The organism is Streptomyces sp. NPDC006711, assembly GCF_042869775.1.
GTDB lineage: Bacteria > Actinomycetota > Actinomycetes > Streptomycetales > Streptomycetaceae > Streptomyces.
This window is the reverse complement of record NZ_JBIAGO010000022.1, coordinates 75,130-95,589: the sequence shown is the minus strand read 5'-3', so window position 1 is coordinate 95,589 and position 20,460 is coordinate 75,130. Positions and strand designations below refer to the sequence as shown.

The window sequence follows — 20,460 nt, the reverse complement described above, 5'->3', positions numbered from 1 at the left end:
GCGCCTGAAGGGCGCTCGTCCTCAATCTCCCCCAAGGCCTTAAGGGCCAGGGGGGACCCCCATGACGGGCTGAGGTATGCCGGGTGGGCCAGCACCGAGCACCCAGGGGCGCGGGGAACTGCGCGAGCGCGGGAGGCCGACGCGGTGCGGGCCCCTACCGGGTGCGCGGACGCGCGGACGCATCCACCCCCCGCCCCCGAATCCCGCCCAGCTCAGCGCAGCGCCTAGCATGGCCGCCGTGCCGGACACAGACGAAACCCCGCTCCCCACAGCCCACCCCGACCACGCGGGCAACCCGGGCCGCGACACCGAGATCGAATCCCTCGCCGAGTTCGACGCGGCGCTCACCGCGCACCACGGCCACGGCCTCGCCGGCTTCCGCATACAGTCCGTCGACCTCACGGCCCGCACCCCCGCCCTGCTCGCCGTCGACACCGCCGGCGCCGTCTTCCTCGGCTGCCTCATGGAGCCGGACGCGGCCGCCAAGATCAGGGCCGACGGCGCCCTCGTCTTCCCGCCCGTCCCGCACCTGCCCTTCGCCCCCTACCGGGGCACGCTCTACTCCCCCGCCGAGCTCTTCGAAGGGCTCGCGGCGGGCTACGAGCACACCCCGGACGCCCGGTCGTACGCCTGGTTCCAGCAGACGAAGTCGGACGGCGACATCTTCTCCTCGATGCTGCGCTCCATCCATGACGACGCCGTCTCCGACGCGCTGGACGAACAGCTCGTCGGGGCGCGCGTGGTGGGCGTGATGGGCGGCCACGCGATGGCCCGGGGCACGCGGGAGTACCGGGGCGCCGCGGTGCTCGGCCGCACCCTGGCCCGTGAGGGGTTCACCGTGGCGACGGGCGGCGGCCCCGGCGCCATGGAGGCCGCGAACCTCGGCGCGTACGCGGCGCCCTTCGACGACGCGATGCTGGACTCCGCCCTCCAACTCCTCGCCGCCGAGCCCTCGTTCAGGCCGTCCGTGTCCGCCTGGGCCCGCGCCGCCTTCGAGGTGCGTACGAAGTGGCCGCGCGGCGGTACCTCCGTCGGCATTCCCACCTGGTTCTACGGTCACGAGCCGCCGAACGCGTTCGCGAACGCCATCGCCAAGTACTTCGCCAACGCCACCCGCGAGGACGGCCTGCTCGCCCGCTCCAACGCGGGCGTCGTCTTCCTGCCGGGTGCGGCCGGCACCGTACAGGAGATCTTCGACAACGCGACGCCGAACTACTACGAGTCGCGGGGCACCCCGACGCCGATGGTGCTGGTGGACCGGGCGCACTGGACGGAGCGGTTCCCGGCCTGGCCGCTGCTTCAGGCGCTGGCCGAGGAGCGCCCGATGGCGGCCCGGATCGCCCTGGTCGACTCCGTCGCCGACGCCCCGGACGCCCTGGCCCGCCTGTCCCGATAGCGCTCACGCGGTACGCCAGGCGCTGGCGCGGCGCAAAAGATTCGGGCCGTCAGGCAACTCCCAAAGGGCGGTAAACGTCTGGTAAAGCGGAGTGGGGCGAACCGGTTGCCCCCGCCATGAACGGAGTCACCCGTGCTGCTCGGTCTGCTGACCGCCATCGCCGCCTCGGTCTGTTACGGCACGGGTTCGGTCCTGCAAGCCGTCGGATCGCGCCGCGCCGCCGGCCGCGAGGAGGCCGCGAGCGACCGGACCCAGCACGGCGGCCCCAGCCTCTCCTCCACCGCGAAGGCCGCCATGACGTGGGAGTTCGTCGTCGGCACCGTTCTCGACTTCGTCGGGTTCGGGCTCGGCGCGCTGGCGGCACGTCTGCTGCCGCTCTTCCTGTCCCAGACGGTGATCAGCGCCAACCTGGTCATCACGGCGGTGCTCAGCGTCAAGCTCCTTGGCATCCGCCTCAGCCGCGCGGAGTGGACGTCGATCGGGGTGGTCTGCGCCGCGCTGGTGCTGCTCGCCTCGGCGGCCGGCCATGAGGGCAGCGGCCACACGGCGGTGAGCACGCACTGGTGGCTCCTCGCCGTCTCGCTCGTCCTGATGGCCGGGGGCACGGTGGCCGTACGCCTCCTCGGCGCGCGCGCCGCGATCTGGGCGGGCCTTCTGTCGGGGCTCGGATTCGGCGCGCTGGGGGTGGGCGTACGCGTCCTGAACGGCATCGACCCGTTCGACGCCGGGGCCCTGCTCGCCGACCCGGCGCTCTACGCGATCGGGGTCGCCGGGATCGGCGGCATGTATCTGCACACGGTGGCGCTTCAGATCGGCTCGGTGAACGGCGCGACGGCGGCGCTCGTGGTGGGCGAGACGGTGCTGCCGGGGGCGATCGGTGTGGCGTGGCTCGGCGACGCGTCGCGGGCGGGCCTCGCCTGGATGGCCGTCCTCGGCTTCGTCCTCGCGGTGGCCGGGGCGGTGGCGGTGGCGTGGTTCGGCTCCCCCGGCGCGCACGGGTCGCAGGAGCCGGCTCAGGAACTCACCCCGGTGGCCTGAGCCGCCCGCCGCCGGGCCCCGGTCCGCCGAGGGGCGCGGGGACCACGCGCGCGTCACGCCGCCCCGGTCACTCCACGCTTACGCACCTGGCGCGCCGGAGTCGGGCTCGCTGTCCAGGACGACCACCTCCGGCGCCGCGAAGGCGACCCCCACCCGCGCCCCAACTTCCGGCGCGGACCCCGGTTCGCACTGCGCCTCCAGGACCGGGCCGCTCCCGGGCCGCAGCCGCAGCACCACGTGGCTGCCGCGGAAGGTCCGCGCCACGACCTCGCACGCCGGCCCCTCCCGCTCCCCCACGATCCGCACGCCCGCCGGCCGCACCAGCACCTGGGTCTGCCCCTGCGGGGAGCCCGGCGGCACCGGGATCTTGCCCCAGGGCGTGTCGGCCACCTCGCCCGTCACGCTCGCCTCGACCACGTTCTCGAAGCCGAGGAAGCGCGCCACGAACGCGCAGGCCGGGCGCCGCCAGACCTCAAGGGGCGTCCCGCTCTGCGCGACACGGCCGTCCCGCATCACCACCACCCGGTCGGCCAGCGCGAACGCCTCGCCCTGGTCGTGCGTGACGGCCAGCACGGTGGTGCCCAACTGACCGAACAGGGCGCGCAGTTCGAGCACCAGACGTTCGCGCAGAGTGCGGTCGAGCTGGCCGAGCGGCTCGTCCAGCATGAGCAGCCGGGGCGAGGGCGCGAGCGCGCGGGCGAGCGCGACGCGCTGCTGCTCACCGCCGGACAGCGCCGCCACCGCCCGCTTCCCGGCGTCCGGGAGCCCCACCAGCTCCAGCAACTCCCCGACCCTGCGCGCCTGTTCGCCGCGCGAGGCGCCCCGCATGCGCAGCCCGAACGCCACGTTGCCTGCGACGTCGCGCTGCGGGAAGAGCTGGTGGTCCTGGAACATCAGGCCGAGCCCGCGTCGGTGCGTGGGCACCCCGGCCTGGTCGGCGCCGGCGAGCAACACCCGTCCGCTGTCGGGGCGTTGGAGGCCCGCCACGACCCGCAGCAGGGTCGACTTGCCGCTGCCGCTGGGCCCGAGCAGGCACACCGTCTCGTGCTCGGCGACCTCCAGGTCGACCCCGTCGAGCGCGGCGCGCTGTTTGAACCGTACGCTCACACCGTCGAGCCTCAGCATCACAGCTCCCCGCTCCGGTCGGTCCGCAGGCGTTCCAGGACGAGCAGCGCCACCGCGCACACCACCATCAAAATCGTGCTGAGGGCCATCGCCTGGCCGTAGTTGAGGTCGCCGGCCCGGCCGAGCAGGCGGGCCACCGCGACGGGCAGCGTCGGGTGGTCGGGCCGGGCGATGAAGACGGTCGCCCCGAACTCGCCGAGCGAGACCGCGAACGCGAAGCCGGCCGCCACCAGGAGCGCCCTGCGCACCAGCGGCAGGTCCACTTCGCGCCAGACCCGCAGCGGGGAGGCGCCGAGCACGGCCGCCGCCTCGCGCAGGCGCTGGTCCACCGCGCGCAGCACCGGCAGCATGATCCGTACGACGAAGGGCGTGCCGACAAGGGCCTGGGCGAGCGGCACCAGGATCCAGGAGGCCCTGAGGTCCAGCGGCGGCTCGTCCAGGGTGATCAGGAAGCCGAAGCCGACGGTCACGGCCGAGACGCCGAGCGGCAGCATGAGCAGCGCGTCGAAGCCCCGCATGAGGCGGCCGCTGCCGCGCCGGGCCAGGGCCGCTGCCGCGAGGCCGCCGACGACCAGCGCGATCGCGGTGGCGGCGAGGGCGTACTGGAGGGAGTTCCCGATCGCCTCGATGGGCGCCACGAGGAAGCTTCCGTTGTCCCCGGCGTCCTGGAGCGCGCGGTAGTAGCCGAATCCGTAGCCGTCCGGGGTGTCGAGGGAGCGCTCGATCAGGACGCCGACGGGCAGCAGGATCAGCAGGGCCACGACCGCGAGGACCGAGGCGAGCAGGGTCCGCTGCGCGGCGCCGCGCGGGCGGCGGGCCGTGTGGGCGGGATCGACCAGTTTCAGGGTGCTCTCGCGGCGGCGCACCGCGTAGGCGTGCACGGCCAGGACCGCGCCGACCGCGACGAACTGCGTGATGGTCAGGACGGCGGCGGTCGGCAGGTCGAGGAGTTCGGCGGTCTGGCGGTAGATCTCCACTTCGAGGGTGGAGAAGGTCGGGCCGCCGAGGATCTGCACGACACCGAAGGAGGTGAAGGTGAAGAGGAAGACCATGAGGGCGGCCGCGGCGACGGCGGGGCCGAGCGCGGGGAGCGTGACGGTGCGCCAGGCCGTCCACCGGGAGGCGCCGAGCACGCGTGCGGCTTCTTCCTGACGCGGGTCGAGCTGGGACCACAGGCCCCCCACGGTGCGTACGACCACCGCGTAGTTGAAGAAGACGTGGGCGAGCAGGATCGCCCACACCGTGGTGTCAAGGCGCACCCCCCACAGCTGGTCGAGCAGCCCGCCCCGGCCGAGCAGCGCGAGGAACGCGGTGCCCACGACGACGGTCGGCAGCACGAAGGGCACGGTGACCACGGCCCGCAGGAGCTGCTTGCCGGGGAAGTCGAGGCGGGCGAAGACGTAGGCGCCGGGCAGGGCGATCACGAGGGTGAGCGCGGTGGAGGCGAGCGCCTGCCAGGTGGTGAACCACAGGACGTGGGTGATGTCCGGGTCGCCGAGGACCTGGGTGAGCCGGCCGAACTGCCAGGCGCCGTCCGCCCGGAGCCCCCGGCCGACGATGGCGGCCACGGGCCAGGCGAAGAACAGCGCGAAGAACGCGAGCGGCACGGCCATGAGCGCGAACCGCGCCGCGCCCCGTCGCACGGCGCCGCGCCGCCCCTGCTTTTGGGGCGGCCGGTCCGCCTGGCGGTCTACTTCAGGACGAGCGAGGACCACGACTTGACCCACTGGTCACGGTTCTTGGCGATCCTGTCGGGGGCCACGGTCGCCGAGTTCGTGATCTTGGCGCCGAACCGGGTGAACTCCGGCGGCACCGAGGCGTCCTTGGCGACCGGGTCCACGAACATCTGGAGCGGCATGTCCTGCTGGAACTTCTTGGAGATCAAGAAGTCCAGGAGCGCCTTGCCGCCGGCTTCGTTCTTGGCGCCCTTGAGCAGTCCGGCGAACTCGATCTGGCGAAAGCACGTGCCGGTGGCGACGCCGGTGGGGGCCTCGGCGGGCTTGGGGTCGGCGTAGATGACCTCGGCGGGCGGGCTCGATGCGTAGGAGACGACGAGCGGGCGGTCGCCCTTGGCCTTCTTGCCGCCGGCCGAGCCGGAGAAGTCGGTGTTGTAGGCCTGCTCCCAGCCGTCGTCGACCTTGACGCCGTTGGCCTTCAGCTTCTTCCAGTAGTCCTGCCAGCCCGCGTCCCCGTACGCGGCGACGGAGCCGAGCAGGAAGCCGAGCCCGGGCGAGGACGTCGCGACGTTCTCCGTGACGAGGAGGTTCTTGTACTCGGGCTTGATCAGGTCGTCGAAGGACTGCGGGGGGCTGAGCTTCTTGTCCGCGAAGTACTTCTTGTCGTAGTTGACGCAGATGTCGCCGGTGTCGATGGGCGTGACCCGGTGCTTGTCCTTGTCGAGCTGGTCCTCGGCGGGCACCCGGTCCAGGCCCTTGGCCTCGTACGGGGTGAAGATGCCGTTGTCCAGGGCGCGCGAGAGCAGGGTGTTGTCGACGCCGAAGAACACGTCGCCGCGCGGGGAGCCCTTGGTCAGGATCTCCTGGTTGAGGGCGGCGCCGGCGTCCCCGCTCTTGAGCACCTTGACGGTGTAGCCGCTCTGGGCGGTGAACGCCTTGAGCACCGGGTCGGATGCGGCGAAGGAGTCGTGGCTGACCAGGGTGACGGTCTTGCCGCCGGATCCGCTCGTGCCGGACGCCTTCTTGCCGTCCGAGCCGCCGCAGGCCGCGAGCGTGGCGAGTCCGAGGGCGGCGGCGAGCGACGCGGCCGCGAGCCTCTTGGTACTGCGCATTTCTTCATTCCTCCTGGAGATGACCAGGAAGAGACGCGGCCCTGCCCGCACGACGCGAGGTCGTGCGGGCAGGGCGCAACAGCTTGAGTAATCGCCGAACTTCCTACCCCGCATGACCGGGGCAAGGTTCAGAGGGTCTGCGGTCCGTGTCCCAGTGATGGGTACCGCACTCTCAGCGCTGTGGCGCTCCCCTGTCGGAATATGCAGATGTTTCCCGCCAGGTTACACGGGGCCTCTCGGCGCGGCCCGGGCCGTTTCGCCGTTCGGACGACGGCCCCGGCACACCCCCGGCACAGGCTCCGACGCGCGCCCCGGCACGCGCCCCGGCCCCGCTGCGGCTACCGCTCGGAAGCCGCCAGCTGACCGCAGGCTCCGTCGATCTCCTGACCCCGGGTGTCACGCACCGTCACAGGCACCCCGTGGGCCGCGATGGCCTCGACGAACGCCTTCTCGTCCTCGGGCCGCGAGGCCGTCCACTTGGAGCCCGGCGTCGGGTTCAGCGGGATGAGGTTGACGTGTACGCGCTTGCCCTTGAGGAGCCGGCCGAGCAGATCGCCCCGCCACGCCTGGTCGTTGATGTCGCGGATCAGGGCGTACTCGATGGAGATGCGGCGCCCGGACTTCTCGGCGTACTCCCACGCCGCGTCCAGGACCTCGCGGACCTTCCAGCGGGTGTTGACCGGGACGAGGGTGTCGCGCAGTTCGTCGTCGGGGGCGTGCAGGCTCACCGCGAGCCGGCACTTGAAGCCCTCGTCGGCGAAGCGGTGCATGGCGGGAACCAGGCCCACGGTCGAGACGGTGATGCCGCGCTGGGACAGGCCGAGGCCGTCGGGCTCGGGGTCGGTGAGGCGGCGGATCGCGCCGACGACCCGCTTGTAGTTGGCCAGCGGCTCGCCCATGCCCATGAAGACGATGTTGGACAGGCGCGCCGGGCCGCCCGGCACCTCGCCGTCGCGCAGGGCGCGCATGCCGTCGACGATCTGGTGCACGATCTCGGCGGTCGAGAGGTTGCGGTCGAGGCCCGCCTGGCCGGTGGCGCAGAACGGGCAGTTCATGCCGCAGCCGGCCTGCGAGGAGATGCACATGGTCACCCGGTCCGGGTAGCGCATCAGGACGGACTCGACGAGCGTGCCGTCGTGCAGCTTCCACAGCGTCTTGCGGGTGGTGTCCTCGTCGCAGGAGATGTGCCGGACGACCGACATCAGATCGGGCAGCAGCTCCTCCTGGAGCCGGCCGCGCGCGGCGAGCGGGATGTCGGTCCACTCGGCCGGGTCGTGGGCGTAGCGCGCGAAGTAGTGCTGCGAGAGCTGCTTGGCGCGGAAGGGCTTCTCGCCGATCGCGGCGACGGCATCCTTGCGCTCGGCGGGCGAGAGGTCGGCGAGGTGCCGCGGCGGCTGCTTCGCTCCGCGGGGCGCGGTGAAGGTGAGTTCTCCCGGGACGGGGCGTGCCATGAGCGGTAACTCCTCAGTACGACGAGGCCGGCGATCCCCGCTGGGCGCGGAGCAGGCGACGATACGGTGCCGAAGCCAGGAGACCTCACTGGATCACCCCCGCAGACGCGGGGCCGAAAAGGGCGCGTCGCTCGCTAGCGACGCGCCCTTCAAGAGTAACCGGAGCCCGCCCGGCCCGTACCGAGCCCGAATCGGCGCCCGGCTCCCGCCGAGCGGCACCGCGCCCGCCAGGTCACCCCGTGCCCACGAACACCGCGAGCAGCAGCCACACCACCGGGGCGGTCGGCAGCAGGGAGTCCAGGCGGTCCATGATGCCGCCATGGCCGGGGAGCAGGGTGCCCATGTCCTTGATGCCGAGATCACGCTTGATCATCGACTCGCCGAGGTCGCCCAGCGTGGCGCTCGCGGCGACCGCGAGGCCGAGCAGCAGGCCCTGCCACCACGTGCCGTCGTCGATGAGGAACCGCATGCACAGCGCGCCCGCGACCATGGCGAACGACACCGCCCCGAACAGGCCCTCGCGGGTCTTGCCGGGGCTGATGCGCGGCGCGAGCTTGTGCTTGCCGAAGCGCCAGCCGATCGCGTACGCGCCGGTGTCGCTGACCACGGTCAGCAGCAGGAACGTCAGGACCCGCCAGGGACCGTCGTCGGCGGTGAGCAGCATCGCGACGAACGTGGCGAGGAACGGCACGTAGAACGCGGCGAAGACGCCGGCGGTGACGTCCCGCAGATAGTTCTCGGGCGGCTCGGTCATCCGCCACACGAGCACCGCCAGCGAGGTGAGCGCCATCGCCACCCACGCGCCCTCGGCGCCGCTGACGTACCCGGCGATCACCATCGCCGCGCCGCCCACCGCGAGCGGGACCAGCGGCGCCTTGATCTGCTTGCGCTCTTCCAGGCGGCTGGTGAGCTCCCACAGGCCCACGACGACGGCGACCGCGATGACCCCGACGAAGACCGCCTTCACCACGAACAGCGAGGCGATGATCACCGCACCGAGCGCGACGCCGACCCCTATCGCGGACCGCAGATCGCGGCCGGCCCGCTTCTTCTCGGGCTGCGCGGGCACGGGCGGCATGGGCGGGGTGCTTGCCATGGGCTCCTGCGGCGTCTCGTCGCGGAACAGAGGGCCGCCCGTCAAAGCGGCCCCCTGCTCACGTTCGTCGCGGTCTTCGGCGTGTTCGCCCGCGTCGGACACGACGGGCATCGGCTGCGTCCTCGCCACGGGCGGGGCGTCATACGCATCGTATGCGGGCCCCGCCGCGAACGCCCCCTGGGAAGGCCCCTCGGGGGTTCCCCAGTACGCGGGTCTCGGCGGAGCCCCCCAGGAAGAGTCGTTCATCAGACCTCTAGCAGCTCTGCTTCCTTGTGCTTGAGCAGCTCGTCGACCTGCGCCACGTACTTGGCGGTGGTGTCGTCGAGCTCCTTCTCCGCACGGCGGACCTCGTCCTCGCCGGACTCCTTGTCCTTGACGAGCTTGTCGAGGGCGTCCTTGGCCTTGCGGCGCACGGCGCGGATCGACACCTTGGAGTCCTCGGCCTTGGTGCGCGCGACCTTGATGTAGTCGCGGCGGCGCTCCTCGGTGAGCTCGGGGAAGTTCACGCGGATGATGCTGCCGTCGTTGCTGGGGTTGACGCCCAGGTCGGAGTCGCGGATCGCCTGCTCGATGTTGCGCAGCGCGCTCTTGTCGAACGGGGTCACCACCGCCATGCGCGGCTCCGGCACCGAGAAGGAGGCCAGCTGGTTGATCGGCGTCAGCGCGCCGTAGTAGTCGGCCACGATCTTGTTGAACATCGCCGGGTGCGCACGGCCGGTGCGGATCGCGGCGAAGTCCTCCTTGGCCACCACGACGGCCTTCTCCATCTTCTCCTCGGCCTCGAGGAGGGTTTCTTCGATCACCACTTGCTCCTGCATGTCTTGGGTGGGCCGGGAGTGCTCAGGGCGACCTGAGCCGTCGGGCCCTGGATAACCAGCGTCTTTCCCTGCACGGTGTCCGACCGGCAGGGGATTGTCCATCCCCCGGTCAGGCCCGGGTGCCCTGGTCGCTCACGAGCGTGCCGATCTTCTCACCCTTGACGGCGCGGGCGATGTTTCCGGCCGTAAGGAGCTCGAAGACGAGGATCGGGAGGTTGTTGTCGCGGCACAGGGTGATCGCGGTCATGTCCGCGACCTTCAGGTCCCGGGTGATGACCTCGCCGTACTCAAGGGCGTCGAACTTCACCGCGTCGGTGTTGAGCCGGGGGTCGGAGTCGTAGACCCCGTCCACGCCGTTCTTGCCCATCAGCATGGCCTCGGCGTCGATCTCCAGGGCCCGCTGGGCGGCGGTGGTGTCGGTGGAGAAGTACGGCATGCCCATGCCCGCGCCGAAGATCACGACGCGCCCCTTCTCCAGGTGGCGCACGGCGCGCAGCGGGATGTACGGCTCGGCGACCTGGCCCATCGTGATGGCGGTCTGGACGCGCGAGTCGATGCCCTCCTTCTCCAGGAAGTCCTGGAGGGCCAGGCAGTTCATGACCGTCCCGAGCATGCCCATGTAGTCCGAGCGGGCCCGGTCCATGCCGCGCTGCTGGAGCTCGGCGCCCCGGAAGAAGTTGCCGCCGCCGATGACGACGGCGATCTGCGCGCCGTCACGGACGACGGCGGCGATCTCGCGGGCGATGTTGTGCACGACGTCGGGGTCGACTCCGAGCCCCCCGCCGCCGGCGAACGCCTCGCCGGAAAGCTTCAGCATGAAGCGCCCGGCCACCTTGCCGTCATCGCGCTTGTGGTCGGCCGAGTGATCGGCTGTGGCGGTGTCCGCGCCCTTACTCATGGGGATCTCCTCGTGCACATACGAAGAAGGCCATTGCCGGTGGGTACTCGTGGTCCCTAGCGGCAATGGCCTCCTCGTCAGATCTGCGGTCGTCCGTCGCGTGTGCGGCCGACGACTGCCTCAGACCCTAGCGGGGTCCAGTGTCGAACGCCGAACCGACTCAGATGCCGACCTTGATGCGCGAGAAGCGCTTCAGGGTGACACCGGCCTCCTTCAGCACCTGCTCGACGGACTTCTTGTTGTCCAGCGCGTACGGCTGGCCAAGCAGCGTGGCGTCCTTGAAGAAGCCGTTGACGCGACCCTCGACGATCTTCGGGAGCGCGGCCTCGGGCTTGCCCTCGGCGCGGGTGGTCTCCTCGGCGACACGACGCTCGGTCTCGACGACCTCGGCCGGAACGTCCTCACGGGTGAGGTACTTCGGCGCGAAGGCGGCGATGTGCTGCGCGACGCCCTTGGCGATCTCGGCGTTCTCCTTGTCGAGCTCGACAAGAACACCGATCTGCGGCGGCAGGTCAGGCATGGTGCGGTGCATGTACGCGGCCACGAAGCCACCCGTGAACTGCGCGAAGCGGTCCAGGACGATCTTCTCGCCGAGGTTGGCGTTGGCCTCGTCCACGAACGCCTGGACGGTCTTGCCGGCCTCGATCTCGGAGGCGAGCAGGGCGGCGATGTCGGCCGGGGAGGTGGCGGCGACGTGCTCGGCCAGCTTGGCGGCGACGGCCTGGAACTTGTCACCCTTGGCGACGAAGTCCGTCTCGCACTTCAGCTCGACCAGGACGCCCGAGGTCTTGTCCTCGGAGATGAGGGAGACGACGGCGCCGTTCTCGGCAGAGCGGCCCTCGCGCTTGGCGACGCCCTTCTGGCCCTTGATGCGCAGGGCCTCGACGGCCTTGTCGACGTTGCCGTCGGCCTCGTCCAGGGCCTTCTTGCAGTCCATCATGCCGGCGCCGGTGAGCTCACGGAGCTTCTTGACGTCAGCGGCGGTGTAGTTCGCCATGAGTCTGTGTTTCTCTCTCGGAGTCTAGAAAGATCTACGAAGATCTGCGGGGCTACGGGTCGACGGCGGGGGCTTGTGGCCCCCGCCGTCAACTACCGAACCTGTGGGTCCCGGTGAAGGGTCAGGCCTGCTCGGCGTCCGCGGCCGGAGCCTCGGTGGCCTCGGCGGCCGGAGCCTCAGCGGCCTCAGCCGGCTTCTCGGCCTCGGCGGCCGGAGCGGCGTCGGCGGCGGGCGCCTCGGTCTCGTCGGCCTTCTTGTCACCCTCGAGCAGGTCGCGCTCCCACTCGGCGAGCGGCTCGCCGGCCGCCTTCTCGCCCGGCTTCGAGTCGCCCGTGGCCTGGCCGGAACGGGCGATGAGGCCCTCGGCGACGGCGTCGGCGATCACGCGGGTGAGCAGGGTGACGGAACGGATCGCGTCGTCGTTGCCCGGGATCTTGTAGTCGACCTCGTCAGGGTCGCAGTTCGTGTCGAGGATCGCGACGACGGGGATGTGGAGCTTGCGCGCCTCACCGACGGCGATGTGCTCCTTCTTGGTGTCGACGATCCAGACGGCGCTGGGAACCTTCGACATCTCGCGGATACCACCGAGGGTCTTCTCCAGCTTGGCCTTCTCGCGCGAGAGGACCAGGAGCTCCTTCTTGGTGAGACCCGAAGCCGCGACGTCCTCGAAGTCGATCTGCTCGAGCTCCTTGAGGCGCTGCAGACGCTTGTAGACGGTGGAGAAGTTGGTCAGCATGCCGCCGAGCCAGCGCTGGTTGACGTAGGGCATGCCCACGCGCGTCGCCTGCTCGGCGATCGCTTCCTGCGCCTGCTTCTTGGTGCCGACGAACATGATGGAGCCGCCGTGCGCGACGGTCTCCTTGACGAACTCGTAGGCGCGGTCGATGTACGACAGCGACTGGAGCAGGTCGATGATGTAGATGCCGTTGCGCTCCGTGAAGATGAAGCGCTTCATCTTCGGGTTCCAACGACGGGTCTGGTGACCGAAGTGGACGCCGCTTTCCAGCAGCTCCCGCATCGTGACGACGGCCATGGCCGTACTCCTTGAGATACTCGGTTATCGCGGCCGCCGGTCGGCTGCCGCGCCTGACGCCCCCGTGCGCCGTGCCCTGAACCCTGTACGGATGAGGACCGAGTGGCGCGGCCGGCGATGGTGGTGAGACCGCCGGCGGGGCGTGCGAAGTCGATCCGGTGACCCGGATCGCCACAAGAAGTGTACGGGACCCGCACAGTGCCGGGTGACGGCGTTGTCCACAACCGCCCAGTACTCCACAGATCGCCACCAAGATCCCCACCCACGCCGCCCCACCGGGACCCTGGACCCATGTACCGAGCACTCCTCACCCTGGCCCTCACGGCCGCCGGCTGGCCGGTGGTCCCGCCCACCGTCGTCCACCCCTGGGCCCCGCCCACCACCCCCTACGGCCCCGGCCACCGAGGCATCGACCTGGCCGCGCCCCCGGGCACCCCCGTCAGAGCCTCCGCCCCAGGCCGAGTCACCTTCGCGGGCGAAGTGGCGGGACAGGGAGTCCTCACCATCACCCTCTCCGGCACAGCGCCCCCAGCGGCGCCCCCACCGGACGGAACACCGCTGAGAACCACCTACGAACCGGTACGCCCCCTGGTCCCCCAGGGCGCCGAGGTCACCGCCGGCCAAGTGGTGGCCACCACGACCGAGGCCCCCTCGCACTGCCCAACGGGCTGCCTGCACTGGGGCCTCCTGAGAGGCCACACCTACCTGGACCCCCTGCTGCTCGTACACAACGCCGCGCCGTCCCGGCTGCTGCCGGTCGTGGGGGTTCGGGAGCCGGGGTGAGGGGGTGATGGGGGGGTGGGGGGAGGGGAGGGGGTGGGGGGTGGGGGGGTGGGGGGTGGGGGGGTGGGGGGGGAGGCCCCCCGGGGAGGGGTTAGCGCTCGACGCCTCTGAGGGCCAGGGCCACCGCCGCGTCCGCGATCTCGGACGGGGGTTCCGTGGGGCTCTGTTCGATGCGGCGGACCGCGGCGTCGACGATGCCCTGGAGGAGGACCGCGGCGAGGCGGGGCTGGTCGTGGCCCAGGTCGGCGAGGGCTTCGACGATCATGGCGATGAGGCCGCCGTGCGCGGCCCGGATCTTTTCGCGGGCCCCGGCGTCGAGCTCGCTGGCGGAGATGGCGACGACGGCGCGGTGCCGCTGGTCGCCGACGAGGCCGAGCTGGTGGCGTACGTACGCCTCGACCTTGGCGACCGGGGTCTCGGCCCGCTCCATCGCCCCTTCGATCTCGGCGGCCCAGCGCGGGAAGTCGGCGGCGCAGAGTTCTTCGACGACCGCGGCGCGGGAGCGGAAGTACTCGTACACGGAGGAGCGGGCGAGGCCCGTGCGCTCGGCCAGGGCCGGAAACGTCAGCGCTTCCGTCCCGCCTTCGGACAGCAGGGAGCGGGCGGCGTCAAGGAGGGCGTCGCGCTGCATGGTGCGGTGCTCGGCCACGGAGGCCGCTCGGATCCTGGGCACTGTTCCACTTTACGGCCGGGCCGCCGGGGCGGTCGGCAGGGACGATTCGTCGGCGTCCCTCATCGCCCGACGTCGGCCAGTTTGGCCCTCAGTTGCAGGACGGACTTGGTGTGGATCTGGCTGACCCGGCTCTCGGTGACCCCCAGGACGTTGCCGATCTCGGCGAGCGTGAGGCCTTCGTAGTAGTAGAGCGTCACGACGGTCTTCTCGCGCTCGGGGAGCGTATTGATGGCGCGGGCGAGCAGCCGGCGCAGTTCGCGGTCCTCGGCGACTTCGACAGGGTCGTCGGCGGAGGTGTCCTCGAGGGTGTCCATGAGGCTGAGCCGGTCGCCGCTCTCCCCGCCGACGTGGAGCAGTTCTTCCAGGGCCACGACGTTGGCGAGGGACAACTGGCTGAAGACCGCGTGCAGTTCCTCGACCGCGATGCTCATCTCGGCGGCCACTTCGGCCTCCGAGGGCGTGCGTCTGAGCTGGGCTTCGAGGGTCGCGTAGGCGCGTTCCACGGCGCGTGCCTTCTGCCGCACGGAGCGCGGGATCCAGTCGAGGGCGCGCAGTTCGTCGATCATCGCACCGCGAATACGGGTGATGGCGTACGTCTCGAACTTGATGGCCCGCTCGATGTCGAACTTCTCGATGGCGTCGATGAGGCCGAAGACTCCCGAGGAGACGAAGTCGGCCTGCTCGACGTTGGGCGGCAGGCCCACGCTCACCCGTCCCGCGACGTACTTCACCAGGGGCGAGTAGTGCAGGATCAGCTGCTCGCGCAGCCGCTCGTCGCCGGTGGCCTTGTACGACCGCCACAGCTCGTCGAGGGACGAGGGCGCTGGTGGCCGCACGGTGCCGCTGCCGCGGGCAGCGGGGGGCACCGCCGTGCGGTCAGACCCGGAGGTGTGCTGGGGCATGCGTTGCCTTGAGCCGTTCTGCTGTGACATGGGGCGGGGGCTGTTTTCGGTCGGGCCTCGTGAGCGTAGCGTGACTGCACGGTCGCGGTGTGCGAAGGCGCCGGACCGGGCGCGGCCGCAGCCCCTGCTCGGGACGCGGGCGCCGGTGGGAGTCGCGCGCCGCGCGCCCACGCGAAAGGCGCAGGTGTGTGGCCCGAGGCGGCCATCGCCACTCACCTTGTCACCCGAATGCGCCGGGTCGGGTAACGCCTCGCCGCGCGCTCGCCGTATCGAAGGCGCCGCGCGTCAACTTCCAGCCGTCGCCGTCTCGTTCGACGAATCCGAGGGAGTGCAGTTCATAGAGCCGGCTGAGGGCTTCGTCGGTGCTGGTGCCCGCTTCTCTGGCGAGGTCGCGTACGCCGGCGCAGCCCCGTGAGGGGAGGGCTTCCAGCACCTGGGCGGCGCCGGGCGCGAGGAGGTCGCGCGGCAGGACGGGTCCGCGCCGCACGGGCGCCAGGTCACCCATGTCCCCCACGAGTTCGACGATTTCCGCCGCGTCGGTGACCAGGACCGCGTCTGTGCGCAGGAGTTCGTGGACGCCGGCCGAGAGCCCGCTGGTGGCGGGTCCCGGCACGCCCATCGTGAAGCGTCCGAGCTTCTGCGCGGCGCGGGCGGTGACGAGCGAGCCGCTGCGGTATTCGGCCTCCACGACGACGGTCCCCCGGGTGAGCGCGGCGATGACGCGGTTGCGGAGCACAAATCTGCTGGGCGTCGGGTGATCGCCGGGCGGTAATTCGCCTACAAGGAGGCCCTGTTCGGCGATGCGTCCGATCAACTCGGCGTGGCCGCGCGGGTAGACGACGTCGACTCCGCAGGCGAGGACGGCGATGGTGGCGCCGCTCGCGGCGAGTGCGCCTCGGTGTACCGCTCCGTCGACGCCGGCGGCCGCGCCGGACACGACGACCCATCCCTTCTCGGCGAGGCCCGAGCCGAGTACGGCGCCCATGTGGGCTCCGTAGGGCGTGCAGGCCCGCGCGCCGACGACGGCGACGGAGCGCAGCGCCCACATCCGCAGGTCGGGGCGGCCTCGGACCCACAGTCCGACGGGCCGGGCGTCGCCGAGGTCGTCGAGTTGGCGCGGCCATTCCTCGTCGCCCGGAATGAGGAATCTGGCGCCCGCCGCCTCCGCGGTGGCCAGGTCGCGTTCGGGGTCGGCGAGGGCGGCCCGGCGGCGGTGGCTTTCGAGCCGGGCGGCGCTGGCGCCTGGTGGGTCGCCCTCGGGTCCTCGGGGGTGGGTGAGGCGGCGCAGGAGGCCGGCGGCGCCGTAGACGCGCAGCCAGCGCCCGCCGCGTTCGTCGCCGGGTTCGATGACGCGGGTCAGGGCAGCCCTGGCGAGGCGTTCGGCACGGCGCTCCGCCGCGTTCACGGCGTTGGCGGCGTCGGCCGTGCTCACGCTGTCGGCCGCGTTGGCGGTGTCGGCCGCGTTGGCGGTGTCGGCTGTGCCGGCGGTGTTACCGGCGCTCATGGCGTGCTCCCGACTGGCAGGGGTGCGCCTCGGGAGATGCCGGTGCGCAGTTCGAGGGCGAGGGCGACGTGGCCCGCGTCGGGGCGGTCGTCCCCTGCGAGGTCGGCGATGGTCCAGGCGACGCGCAGGACCCGGTCGAGGCCGCGTGCGGTGAGCAGGCCGCGTTCCATGTCGCGTTCGGCGCCGGTGAGGGCTCCGGGGGCGGTGAGCCAGCGGGTGCGCAGTTCGTGGCCCGGCACTTCGCTGTTGCTGTTCCAGGGGGTGTCGCTCAAACGGGCGGCGGTGCGTTCGCGGGCGGCGCGGACGCGCTCGGCCACGACGGCGCTCGGCTCACCCCGCCCGCCTCCGCCGAGGAGGTCTTCGCGGCGTACGGGTTCGACTTCGACGCGCAGGTCGACGCGGTCCAGGAGGGGGCCGGAGAGCCGGGCCTGGTAGCGGCGGATCATGGCGGCGGGGCATTCGCAGCCCGCTCCGTGCAGGGTGTGCCGTCCGCAGGGGCACGGGTTGGCGGCGAGGATCATCTGGAAGCGGGCGGGGAGCCGGATGACGCCGGCGCTGCGCGCGATGACGACGTGCCCCGATTCGAGGGGCTGGCGCAGCGCGTCCAGGGCTTTGCCCGCGAATTCGGGGGCTTCGTCCAGGAAGAGGACTCCTCGGTGGGCGACGGAGACGGCGCCGGGGCGCGGCAGGCCGTTGCCGCCGCCGACGAGGGACTGCATGGTGGCGGAGTGGTGCGGGGCGCAGTAGGGGGCGCGGCGTACCAGGGGCTCGCCGGGCGGCAGGATTCCGGCGACCGAATGGACGGCGGTGACTTCGAGGGATTCCTGGCGGGTCAGGGGCGGCAGGATGCCGGGCAGTCGTTCGGCGAGCATGGTCTTGCCTGCTCCGGGCGGGCCGGAGAGCAGCAGGTGGTGGCCGCCCGCCGCGGCGATTTCGAGGGCGGCGCGGGCGGCGTGCTGGCCCGCGACGTCGATGAGGTCGAGGTCCGCGTCGCGCGGCCCGGCGGTCAGGCCGGTGCCGGCTCCGGCGCCGGGGACGACGAGCCCGGCGAGCATGGCGTCGGGGCGGCTCCTGTCGGCGGGTTCTTCCTCGGGTACGGGTTCGTCGGTGAGGACGGCGACGAGTTGGCGCAGGCTGCGCACGCCGAGGACGGAGATGCCGGGGACCAGGCTCGCCTCTGCGGCGGTCTGTTCGGGGACGACCACTTGCTCGTAGCCGGCTTCGGCGGCGGCGAGCACGGCGGGCAGGATGCCCCGCACGGGCCGTACGCGTCCGTCGAGGCCGAGCTCGCCGATCATGACGAGGTCGGTCAGTTCCCGGGGGTCGATGCGTTCTGCGCCGCCGAGGATCGCGCAGGCGATGGCGAGGTCGAATCCGGCGCCGCTCTTGGGGACGGATGCGGGGCTGAGCCCGACGGTGAGTTTCTTCTGGGGCCAGGCGTCACCGGAGTTGACGACTGCGGCCCGCACCCGGTCGCGGCTCTCCGCGAGGCTCTTGTCGGGCAGCCCCACCAGGGTGAAGGCGGCGACTCCGGGTTCGAGGTCGGCCTGGACCTCGACGACGACTCCTTCGACGCCGACCAGGGCGACCGAGCAGGTGCGTGCGAATCCCATGTCAGGCCACCCCCCGCACGTGTTCGGCACGCGGGGCGCCCTTGCGGGGCAGGATGACGCCGACGAGGTCGATGCGGACGCCGCCGGGCGGTGGTCCTCCGTGGTCGGCGAGCCAGTGGCCGGCGAGGCGTTTGAGACGGTCGGCCTTGGCGGGTGTGACGGCGGCCATGGGGTGTTCGTAGGCGGCGGTCCTGCGGGTCTTGACCTCGCAGATGACGAGCGTGGGCCCGCCGGGGCGTGTGTCGTCGTGGGCGACGATGTCGATCTCGCCGGTCCTGCCGCACCGCCAGTTGCGGGCCACGACCGTCATTCCGGCGGCTTCGAGCAGCCGTACCGCCAGGTCTTCGCCGTATTTTCCAAGTGCTCCGCGAGCGTTCATCCGGAACCACCTCCGGCACCGACTCTCACGCATCGCGCCGAAACGGGTGGATCTTGGTGGATAACCCCTCGCTTGTGGAAAACCCCGCCACCCGAGGGGGGCCCTTCCGCCCCTCGGCGGCGCCCGACAGCGCCCGGCCCCTCGGCGAGGCCCCAGCCCCGCGACGGCTCCCCGGGTGACCCGACCCCCTGGACCCCCGACCCCCCTGACCTCCCCCTCAGCCCCGGCGGCCCCCGCTTCAGCCGCCCGGCAGCTCCAGATCACTCTTGTTGAGCTCTTCGATGTTCACGTCCTTGAACGTGAGGACCCGTACCTGCTTGACGAATCGAGCCGGCCGGTACATGTCCCACACCCAGGCGTCCGCCATCGACACCTCGAAGAACACCTCGCCCTGCACCGAGTGCACCTGCATCTCGTAGTCATTGGTGAGGTAGAAACGCCGCTCGGTCTCAATCACGTATTTGAACAAACCGACGACGTCGCGGTACTCCCGGTAGAGCTTCAGCTCCATCTCGGTCTCGTACTTTTCGAGGTCCTCGGCGCTCATGGCATGTTCCCCTTCAGCCGTGCGTCCCCCTATTGTGCGTCAGCCTCCCGGGCCCCTAAACGATTTCGGGGTCCAGGACCACCGGCGCGTGCGGAGGACCCTCGTCGAGCAGCGTGCGCAGCAGCTCGGCGAGCCTGGTCGGATACACCGTCTCACGGGCCGCGAGAAGTTCGGCGGAGGTCCACCACCTCAGACCCGTGGTACTGCGCCGCTCCAGCTCCGTGAGCGCCGTCGGGCCCGTCTCGGTCTGGGCCGTGCGGGCCAGGTAGTACCACTCGTCCTGGTCCCAGCGGCGCCCGTCGAACGGGAAGGAGCAGTGGCGCCGCCACAGCACCGGGCCGAGCTCGATGTCGGTGATCCCGGTCTCCTCCGCGAGCTCTCGCCGCGCGGCCTCGGCCCGCGTCTCGTCGCCCTCCAGGCCGCCGCCGGGCGTGAACCACCAGGTGTTGGACGGGTCGTCGGGCTCGTGGCCGTGCAGGAGCAGGACGCGGTCCTGGGGGTCGAGCAGAACGACCCGGGCGACCTTGCGCGGCTCCGTAACGGCCCCGCTCCCCTGCGGGACCGCCGCCGCTTCGGGCCCCGGCAGCCCCGGCGGGCCCTCCCCGGCCCCTGTCCCACCTGGCTCCGTCACGGCTTCACCGCCCGGCGGCCGAGGCGGCGCGGCCCCTGCGGCGCCGGGTGAGGGAGGAGACCGGCCCCTGGAGGGCCCCGGCCACGATCAGGACCGCGCCCGCCGCCACGGCGCCCAGGATCAGTTCCAGCGGGCCGGGCCGGGAGGTGCCGCCCGGCAGCGGTGTGAAGCCCGAGGGGCGTTCCAGCATGCCGCCCAGGGGCCAGGCCACGGCGTCCACGCGGGCGTTCACGGCGGTCAGCGGGACCGAGCCGTTGGCGGCGTCGTCGAGGTGGACGCGGGAGTCGAGCGAGACCGAGCGGTCGTCGCCCAGCAGGAAGACCTGTCCCTGGGGGACCTTGGCCTCGAACGGCGTCCCCGAGGCCGGGTTCTTGCCGTGCAGATACGGTTCTTCGACCGGGGTGCCGTTGACGGTCAGCCTGCCGTCGGTGCCACAGCACTTCACGGTGTCCCCGCCGACACCGACGACCCGCTTGACCATGGGCACGTTGGCCCACTCCTTGTCCTGGAAGACCACGACGTCGCCCCGGCGCACATCGCCGCCCGATATCCGCTGCGCGAGCACCCGGTCGCCCGCCTTGACGGTCGGCGACATGGACTGGGTGGGCACGGTGTACGGCTTGTACTCCACGGCGCCCCAGGCGAACCCGCCGAGGAAGAGGACACAGCCGACGGCGACGGCGAGCCCCGACAGCACACTGGCGAGACTCCGGCCGCCGCCGTGGTCCAGTCCGTTACCGCTCATCGCAGCGCTCCCTTTCCGAGCAGCCCCGGGGCGCGTGTGACGC

20 protein-coding genes and 1 riboswitch are annotated in these 20,460 nt (G+C 71.7%); of the genes, 3 read left to right on the top strand and 17 right to left on the bottom strand.

The window, feature by feature from the left end; translation table 11 throughout:
• Positions 1–313: 313 nt before the first annotated feature.
• On the top strand, positions 314–1,396 hold the full coding sequence (locus ACFYM2_RS31095) for an LOG family protein (protein ID WP_388840844.1): 1,083 nt from the start codon (positions 314–316) through the stop codon (positions 1,394–1,396).
• A 132-nt stretch (positions 1,397–1,528) separates the two neighbouring features.
• Positions 1,529–2,434: a hypothetical protein gene (locus ACFYM2_RS31090; RefSeq protein ID WP_359008920.1), complete on the top strand. Its 906-nt coding sequence runs from the start codon at positions 1,529–1,531 to the stop codon at positions 2,432–2,434.
• Between the two features lie 78 nt (positions 2,435–2,512).
• Here ACFYM2_RS31090 and ACFYM2_RS31085 read toward each other — a convergent pair whose 3' ends face one another.
• The 9 genes from ACFYM2_RS31085 to rpsB form a co-directional block, all read right to left on the bottom strand.
• Positions 2,513–3,559: an ABC transporter ATP-binding protein gene (locus tag ACFYM2_RS31085; protein WP_388840837.1), complete on the bottom strand. Its 1,047-nt coding sequence runs from the start codon at positions 3,557–3,559 to the stop codon at positions 2,513–2,515.
• Positions 3,559–5,172: an ABC transporter permease gene (locus tag ACFYM2_RS31080; protein WP_388840834.1), complete on the bottom strand. Its 1,614-nt coding sequence runs from the start codon at positions 5,170–5,172 to the stop codon at positions 3,559–3,561. Before ACFYM2_RS31080 ends, ACFYM2_RS31085 begins: the two co-directional genes overlap by 1 nt.
• A 77-nt stretch (positions 5,173–5,249) precedes the next feature.
• Positions 5,250–6,347, bottom strand: a complete 1,098-nt coding sequence (locus ACFYM2_RS31075) for a thiamine ABC transporter substrate binding subunit (RefSeq protein ID WP_388840831.1) — start codon at positions 6,345–6,347, stop codon at positions 5,250–5,252.
• An 82-nt stretch (positions 6,348–6,429) separates the two neighbouring features.
• A riboswitch (TPP riboswitch) is annotated at positions 6,430–6,550 on the bottom strand.
• A 135-nt stretch (positions 6,551–6,685) separates the two neighbouring features.
• The gene (rlmN, locus tag ACFYM2_RS31070; protein WP_388840828.1) at positions 6,686–7,798 is read right to left on the bottom strand and encodes a 23S rRNA (adenine(2503)-C(2))-methyltransferase RlmN; all 1,113 of its coding nucleotides are present in this window, start codon (positions 7,796–7,798) and stop codon (positions 6,686–6,688) included.
• A gap of 232 nt (positions 7,799–8,030) precedes the next feature.
• The gene (locus tag ACFYM2_RS31065) at positions 8,031–9,140 is read right to left on the bottom strand and encodes a phosphatidate cytidylyltransferase (RefSeq protein ID WP_388840825.1); all 1,110 of its coding nucleotides are present in this window, start codon (positions 9,138–9,140) and stop codon (positions 8,031–8,033) included.
• A complete protein-coding gene (frr, locus tag ACFYM2_RS31060; RefSeq protein ID WP_114040441.1) occupies positions 9,140–9,697 on the bottom strand; it encodes a ribosome recycling factor in 558 nt (185 codons plus the stop codon). The genes ACFYM2_RS31065 and frr overlap by 1 nt, the downstream gene beginning before the upstream one ends.
• A 124-nt stretch (positions 9,698–9,821) precedes the next feature.
• Complete coding sequence (gene pyrH, locus ACFYM2_RS31055; protein WP_359008909.1) at positions 9,822–10,610, bottom strand: UMP kinase; 789 nt, start codon at positions 10,608–10,610, stop codon at positions 9,822–9,824.
• 160 nt (positions 10,611–10,770) lie between these two features.
• Positions 10,771–11,607, bottom strand: a complete 837-nt coding sequence (tsf, locus tag ACFYM2_RS31050) for a translation elongation factor Ts (protein ID WP_359008907.1) — start codon at positions 11,605–11,607, stop codon at positions 10,771–10,773.
• 121 nt (positions 11,608–11,728) lie between these two features.
• Positions 11,729–12,640, bottom strand: a complete 912-nt coding sequence (gene rpsB / locus ACFYM2_RS31045) for a 30S ribosomal protein S2 (protein WP_359008905.1) — start codon at positions 12,638–12,640, stop codon at positions 11,729–11,731.
• A 291-nt stretch (positions 12,641–12,931) separates the two neighbouring features.
• Here rpsB and ACFYM2_RS31040 point away from each other — a divergent pair, with 291 nt between their 5' ends.
• Positions 12,932–13,423, top strand: a complete 492-nt coding sequence (locus ACFYM2_RS31040) for a M23 family metallopeptidase (RefSeq protein ID WP_359008903.1) — start codon at positions 12,932–12,934, stop codon at positions 13,421–13,423.
• 91 nt (positions 13,424–13,514) lie between these two features.
• On the opposite strand, the gene ACFYM2_RS31035 is transcribed toward ACFYM2_RS31040, so the two are convergent.
• The 8 genes from ACFYM2_RS31035 to lepB all read right to left on the bottom strand — a co-directional run bounded on the left by ACFYM2_RS31035 (position 13,515) and on the right by lepB (position 20,417).
• Positions 13,515–14,072: a helix-turn-helix domain-containing protein gene (locus ACFYM2_RS31035; RefSeq protein ID WP_359008401.1), complete on the bottom strand. Its 558-nt coding sequence runs from the start codon at positions 14,070–14,072 to the stop codon at positions 13,515–13,517.
• A gap of 83 nt (positions 14,073–14,155) precedes the next feature.
• Positions 14,156–14,998 carry an RNA polymerase sigma factor WhiG gene (whiG, locus tag ACFYM2_RS31030; RefSeq protein ID WP_359008399.1) on the bottom strand — a complete coding sequence of 281 codons (843 nt, stop codon included), beginning with the start codon at positions 14,996–14,998 and terminating at the stop codon, positions 14,156–14,158.
• Between the two features lie 220 nt (positions 14,999–15,218).
• The gene (dprA, locus tag ACFYM2_RS31025) at positions 15,219–16,502 is read right to left on the bottom strand and encodes a DNA-processing protein DprA (RefSeq protein ID WP_388840822.1); all 1,284 of its coding nucleotides are present in this window, start codon (positions 16,500–16,502) and stop codon (positions 15,219–15,221) included.
• Complete coding sequence (locus tag ACFYM2_RS31020; protein ID WP_388840819.1) at positions 16,499–18,115, bottom strand: YifB family Mg chelatase-like AAA ATPase; 1,617 nt, start codon at positions 18,113–18,115, stop codon at positions 16,499–16,501. Before ACFYM2_RS31020 ends, dprA begins: the two co-directional genes overlap by 4 nt.
• A 1-nt stretch (position 18,116) precedes the next feature.
• Complete coding sequence (locus ACFYM2_RS31015) at positions 18,117–18,494, bottom strand: YraN family protein (protein WP_359008387.1); 378 nt, start codon at positions 18,492–18,494, stop codon at positions 18,117–18,119.
• Between the two features lie 238 nt (positions 18,495–18,732).
• Complete coding sequence (locus tag ACFYM2_RS31010; protein WP_003965949.1) at positions 18,733–19,041, bottom strand: DUF2469 domain-containing protein; 309 nt, start codon at positions 19,039–19,041, stop codon at positions 18,733–18,735.
• A 55-nt stretch (positions 19,042–19,096) separates the two neighbouring features.
• Complete coding sequence (locus ACFYM2_RS31005) at positions 19,097–19,627, bottom strand: NUDIX hydrolase (RefSeq protein ID WP_359008397.1); 531 nt, start codon at positions 19,625–19,627, stop codon at positions 19,097–19,099.
• Positions 19,628–19,676: 49 nt separating this feature from the next.
• Positions 19,677–20,417 (bottom strand): signal peptidase I, encoded by a 741-nt coding sequence (gene lepB / locus ACFYM2_RS31000; protein ID WP_388840816.1) that lies wholly within the window; start codon positions 20,415–20,417, stop codon positions 19,677–19,679.
• Positions 20,418–20,460 lie beyond the last annotated feature (43 nt).

Excerpts from the sequence above, each read along its gene's own strand:
- ACFYM2_RS31085 (WP_388840837.1), bottom strand. The coding sequence starts at position 3,559 with ATGCTGAGGCTCGACGGTGTGAGCGTACGGTTCAAACAGCGCGCCGCG.
- ACFYM2_RS31080 (WP_388840834.1), bottom strand. The coding sequence starts at position 5,172 with ATGGCCGTGCCGCTCGCGTTCTTCGCGCTGTTCTTCGCCTGGCCCGTG.
- ACFYM2_RS31075 (WP_388840831.1), bottom strand. The coding sequence starts at position 6,347 with ATGCGCAGTACCAAGAGGCTCGCGGCCGCGTCGCTCGCCGCCGCCCTC.
- rlmN (WP_388840828.1), bottom strand. The coding sequence starts at position 7,798 with ATGGCACGCCCCGTCCCGGGAGAACTCACCTTCACCGCGCCCCGCGGA.
- ACFYM2_RS31065 (WP_388840825.1), bottom strand. The coding sequence starts at position 9,140 with ATGAACGACTCTTCCTGGGGGGCTCCGCCGAGACCCGCGTACTGGGGA.
- pyrH (WP_359008909.1), bottom strand. The coding sequence starts at position 10,610 with ATGAGTAAGGGCGCGGACACCGCCACAGCCGATCACTCGGCCGACCAC.
- tsf (WP_359008907.1), bottom strand. The coding sequence starts at position 11,607 with ATGGCGAACTACACCGCCGCTGACGTCAAGAAGCTCCGTGAGCTCACC.
- rpsB (WP_359008905.1), bottom strand. The coding sequence starts at position 12,640 with ATGGCCGTCGTCACGATGCGGGAGCTGCTGGAAAGCGGCGTCCACTTC.
- ACFYM2_RS31040 (WP_359008903.1), top strand. The coding sequence starts at position 12,932 with ATGTACCGAGCACTCCTCACCCTGGCCCTCACGGCCGCCGGCTGGCCG.
- whiG (WP_359008399.1), bottom strand. The coding sequence starts at position 14,998 with ATGCCCCAGCACACCTCCGGGTCTGACCGCACGGCGGTGCCCCCCGCT.
- dprA (WP_388840822.1), bottom strand. The coding sequence starts at position 16,502 with ATGAGCGCCGGTAACACCGCCGGCACAGCCGACACCGCCAACGCGGCC.
- ACFYM2_RS31020 (WP_388840819.1), bottom strand. The coding sequence starts at position 18,115 with ATGGGATTCGCACGCACCTGCTCGGTCGCCCTGGTCGGCGTCGAAGGA.
- ACFYM2_RS31015 (WP_359008387.1), bottom strand. The coding sequence starts at position 18,494 with ATGAACGCTCGCGGAGCACTTGGAAAATACGGCGAAGACCTGGCGGTA.
- ACFYM2_RS31010 (WP_003965949.1), bottom strand. The coding sequence starts at position 19,041 with ATGAGCGCCGAGGACCTCGAAAAGTACGAGACCGAGATGGAGCTGAAG.
- lepB (WP_388840816.1), bottom strand. The coding sequence starts at position 20,417 with ATGAGCGGTAACGGACTGGACCACGGCGGCGGCCGGAGTCTCGCCAGT.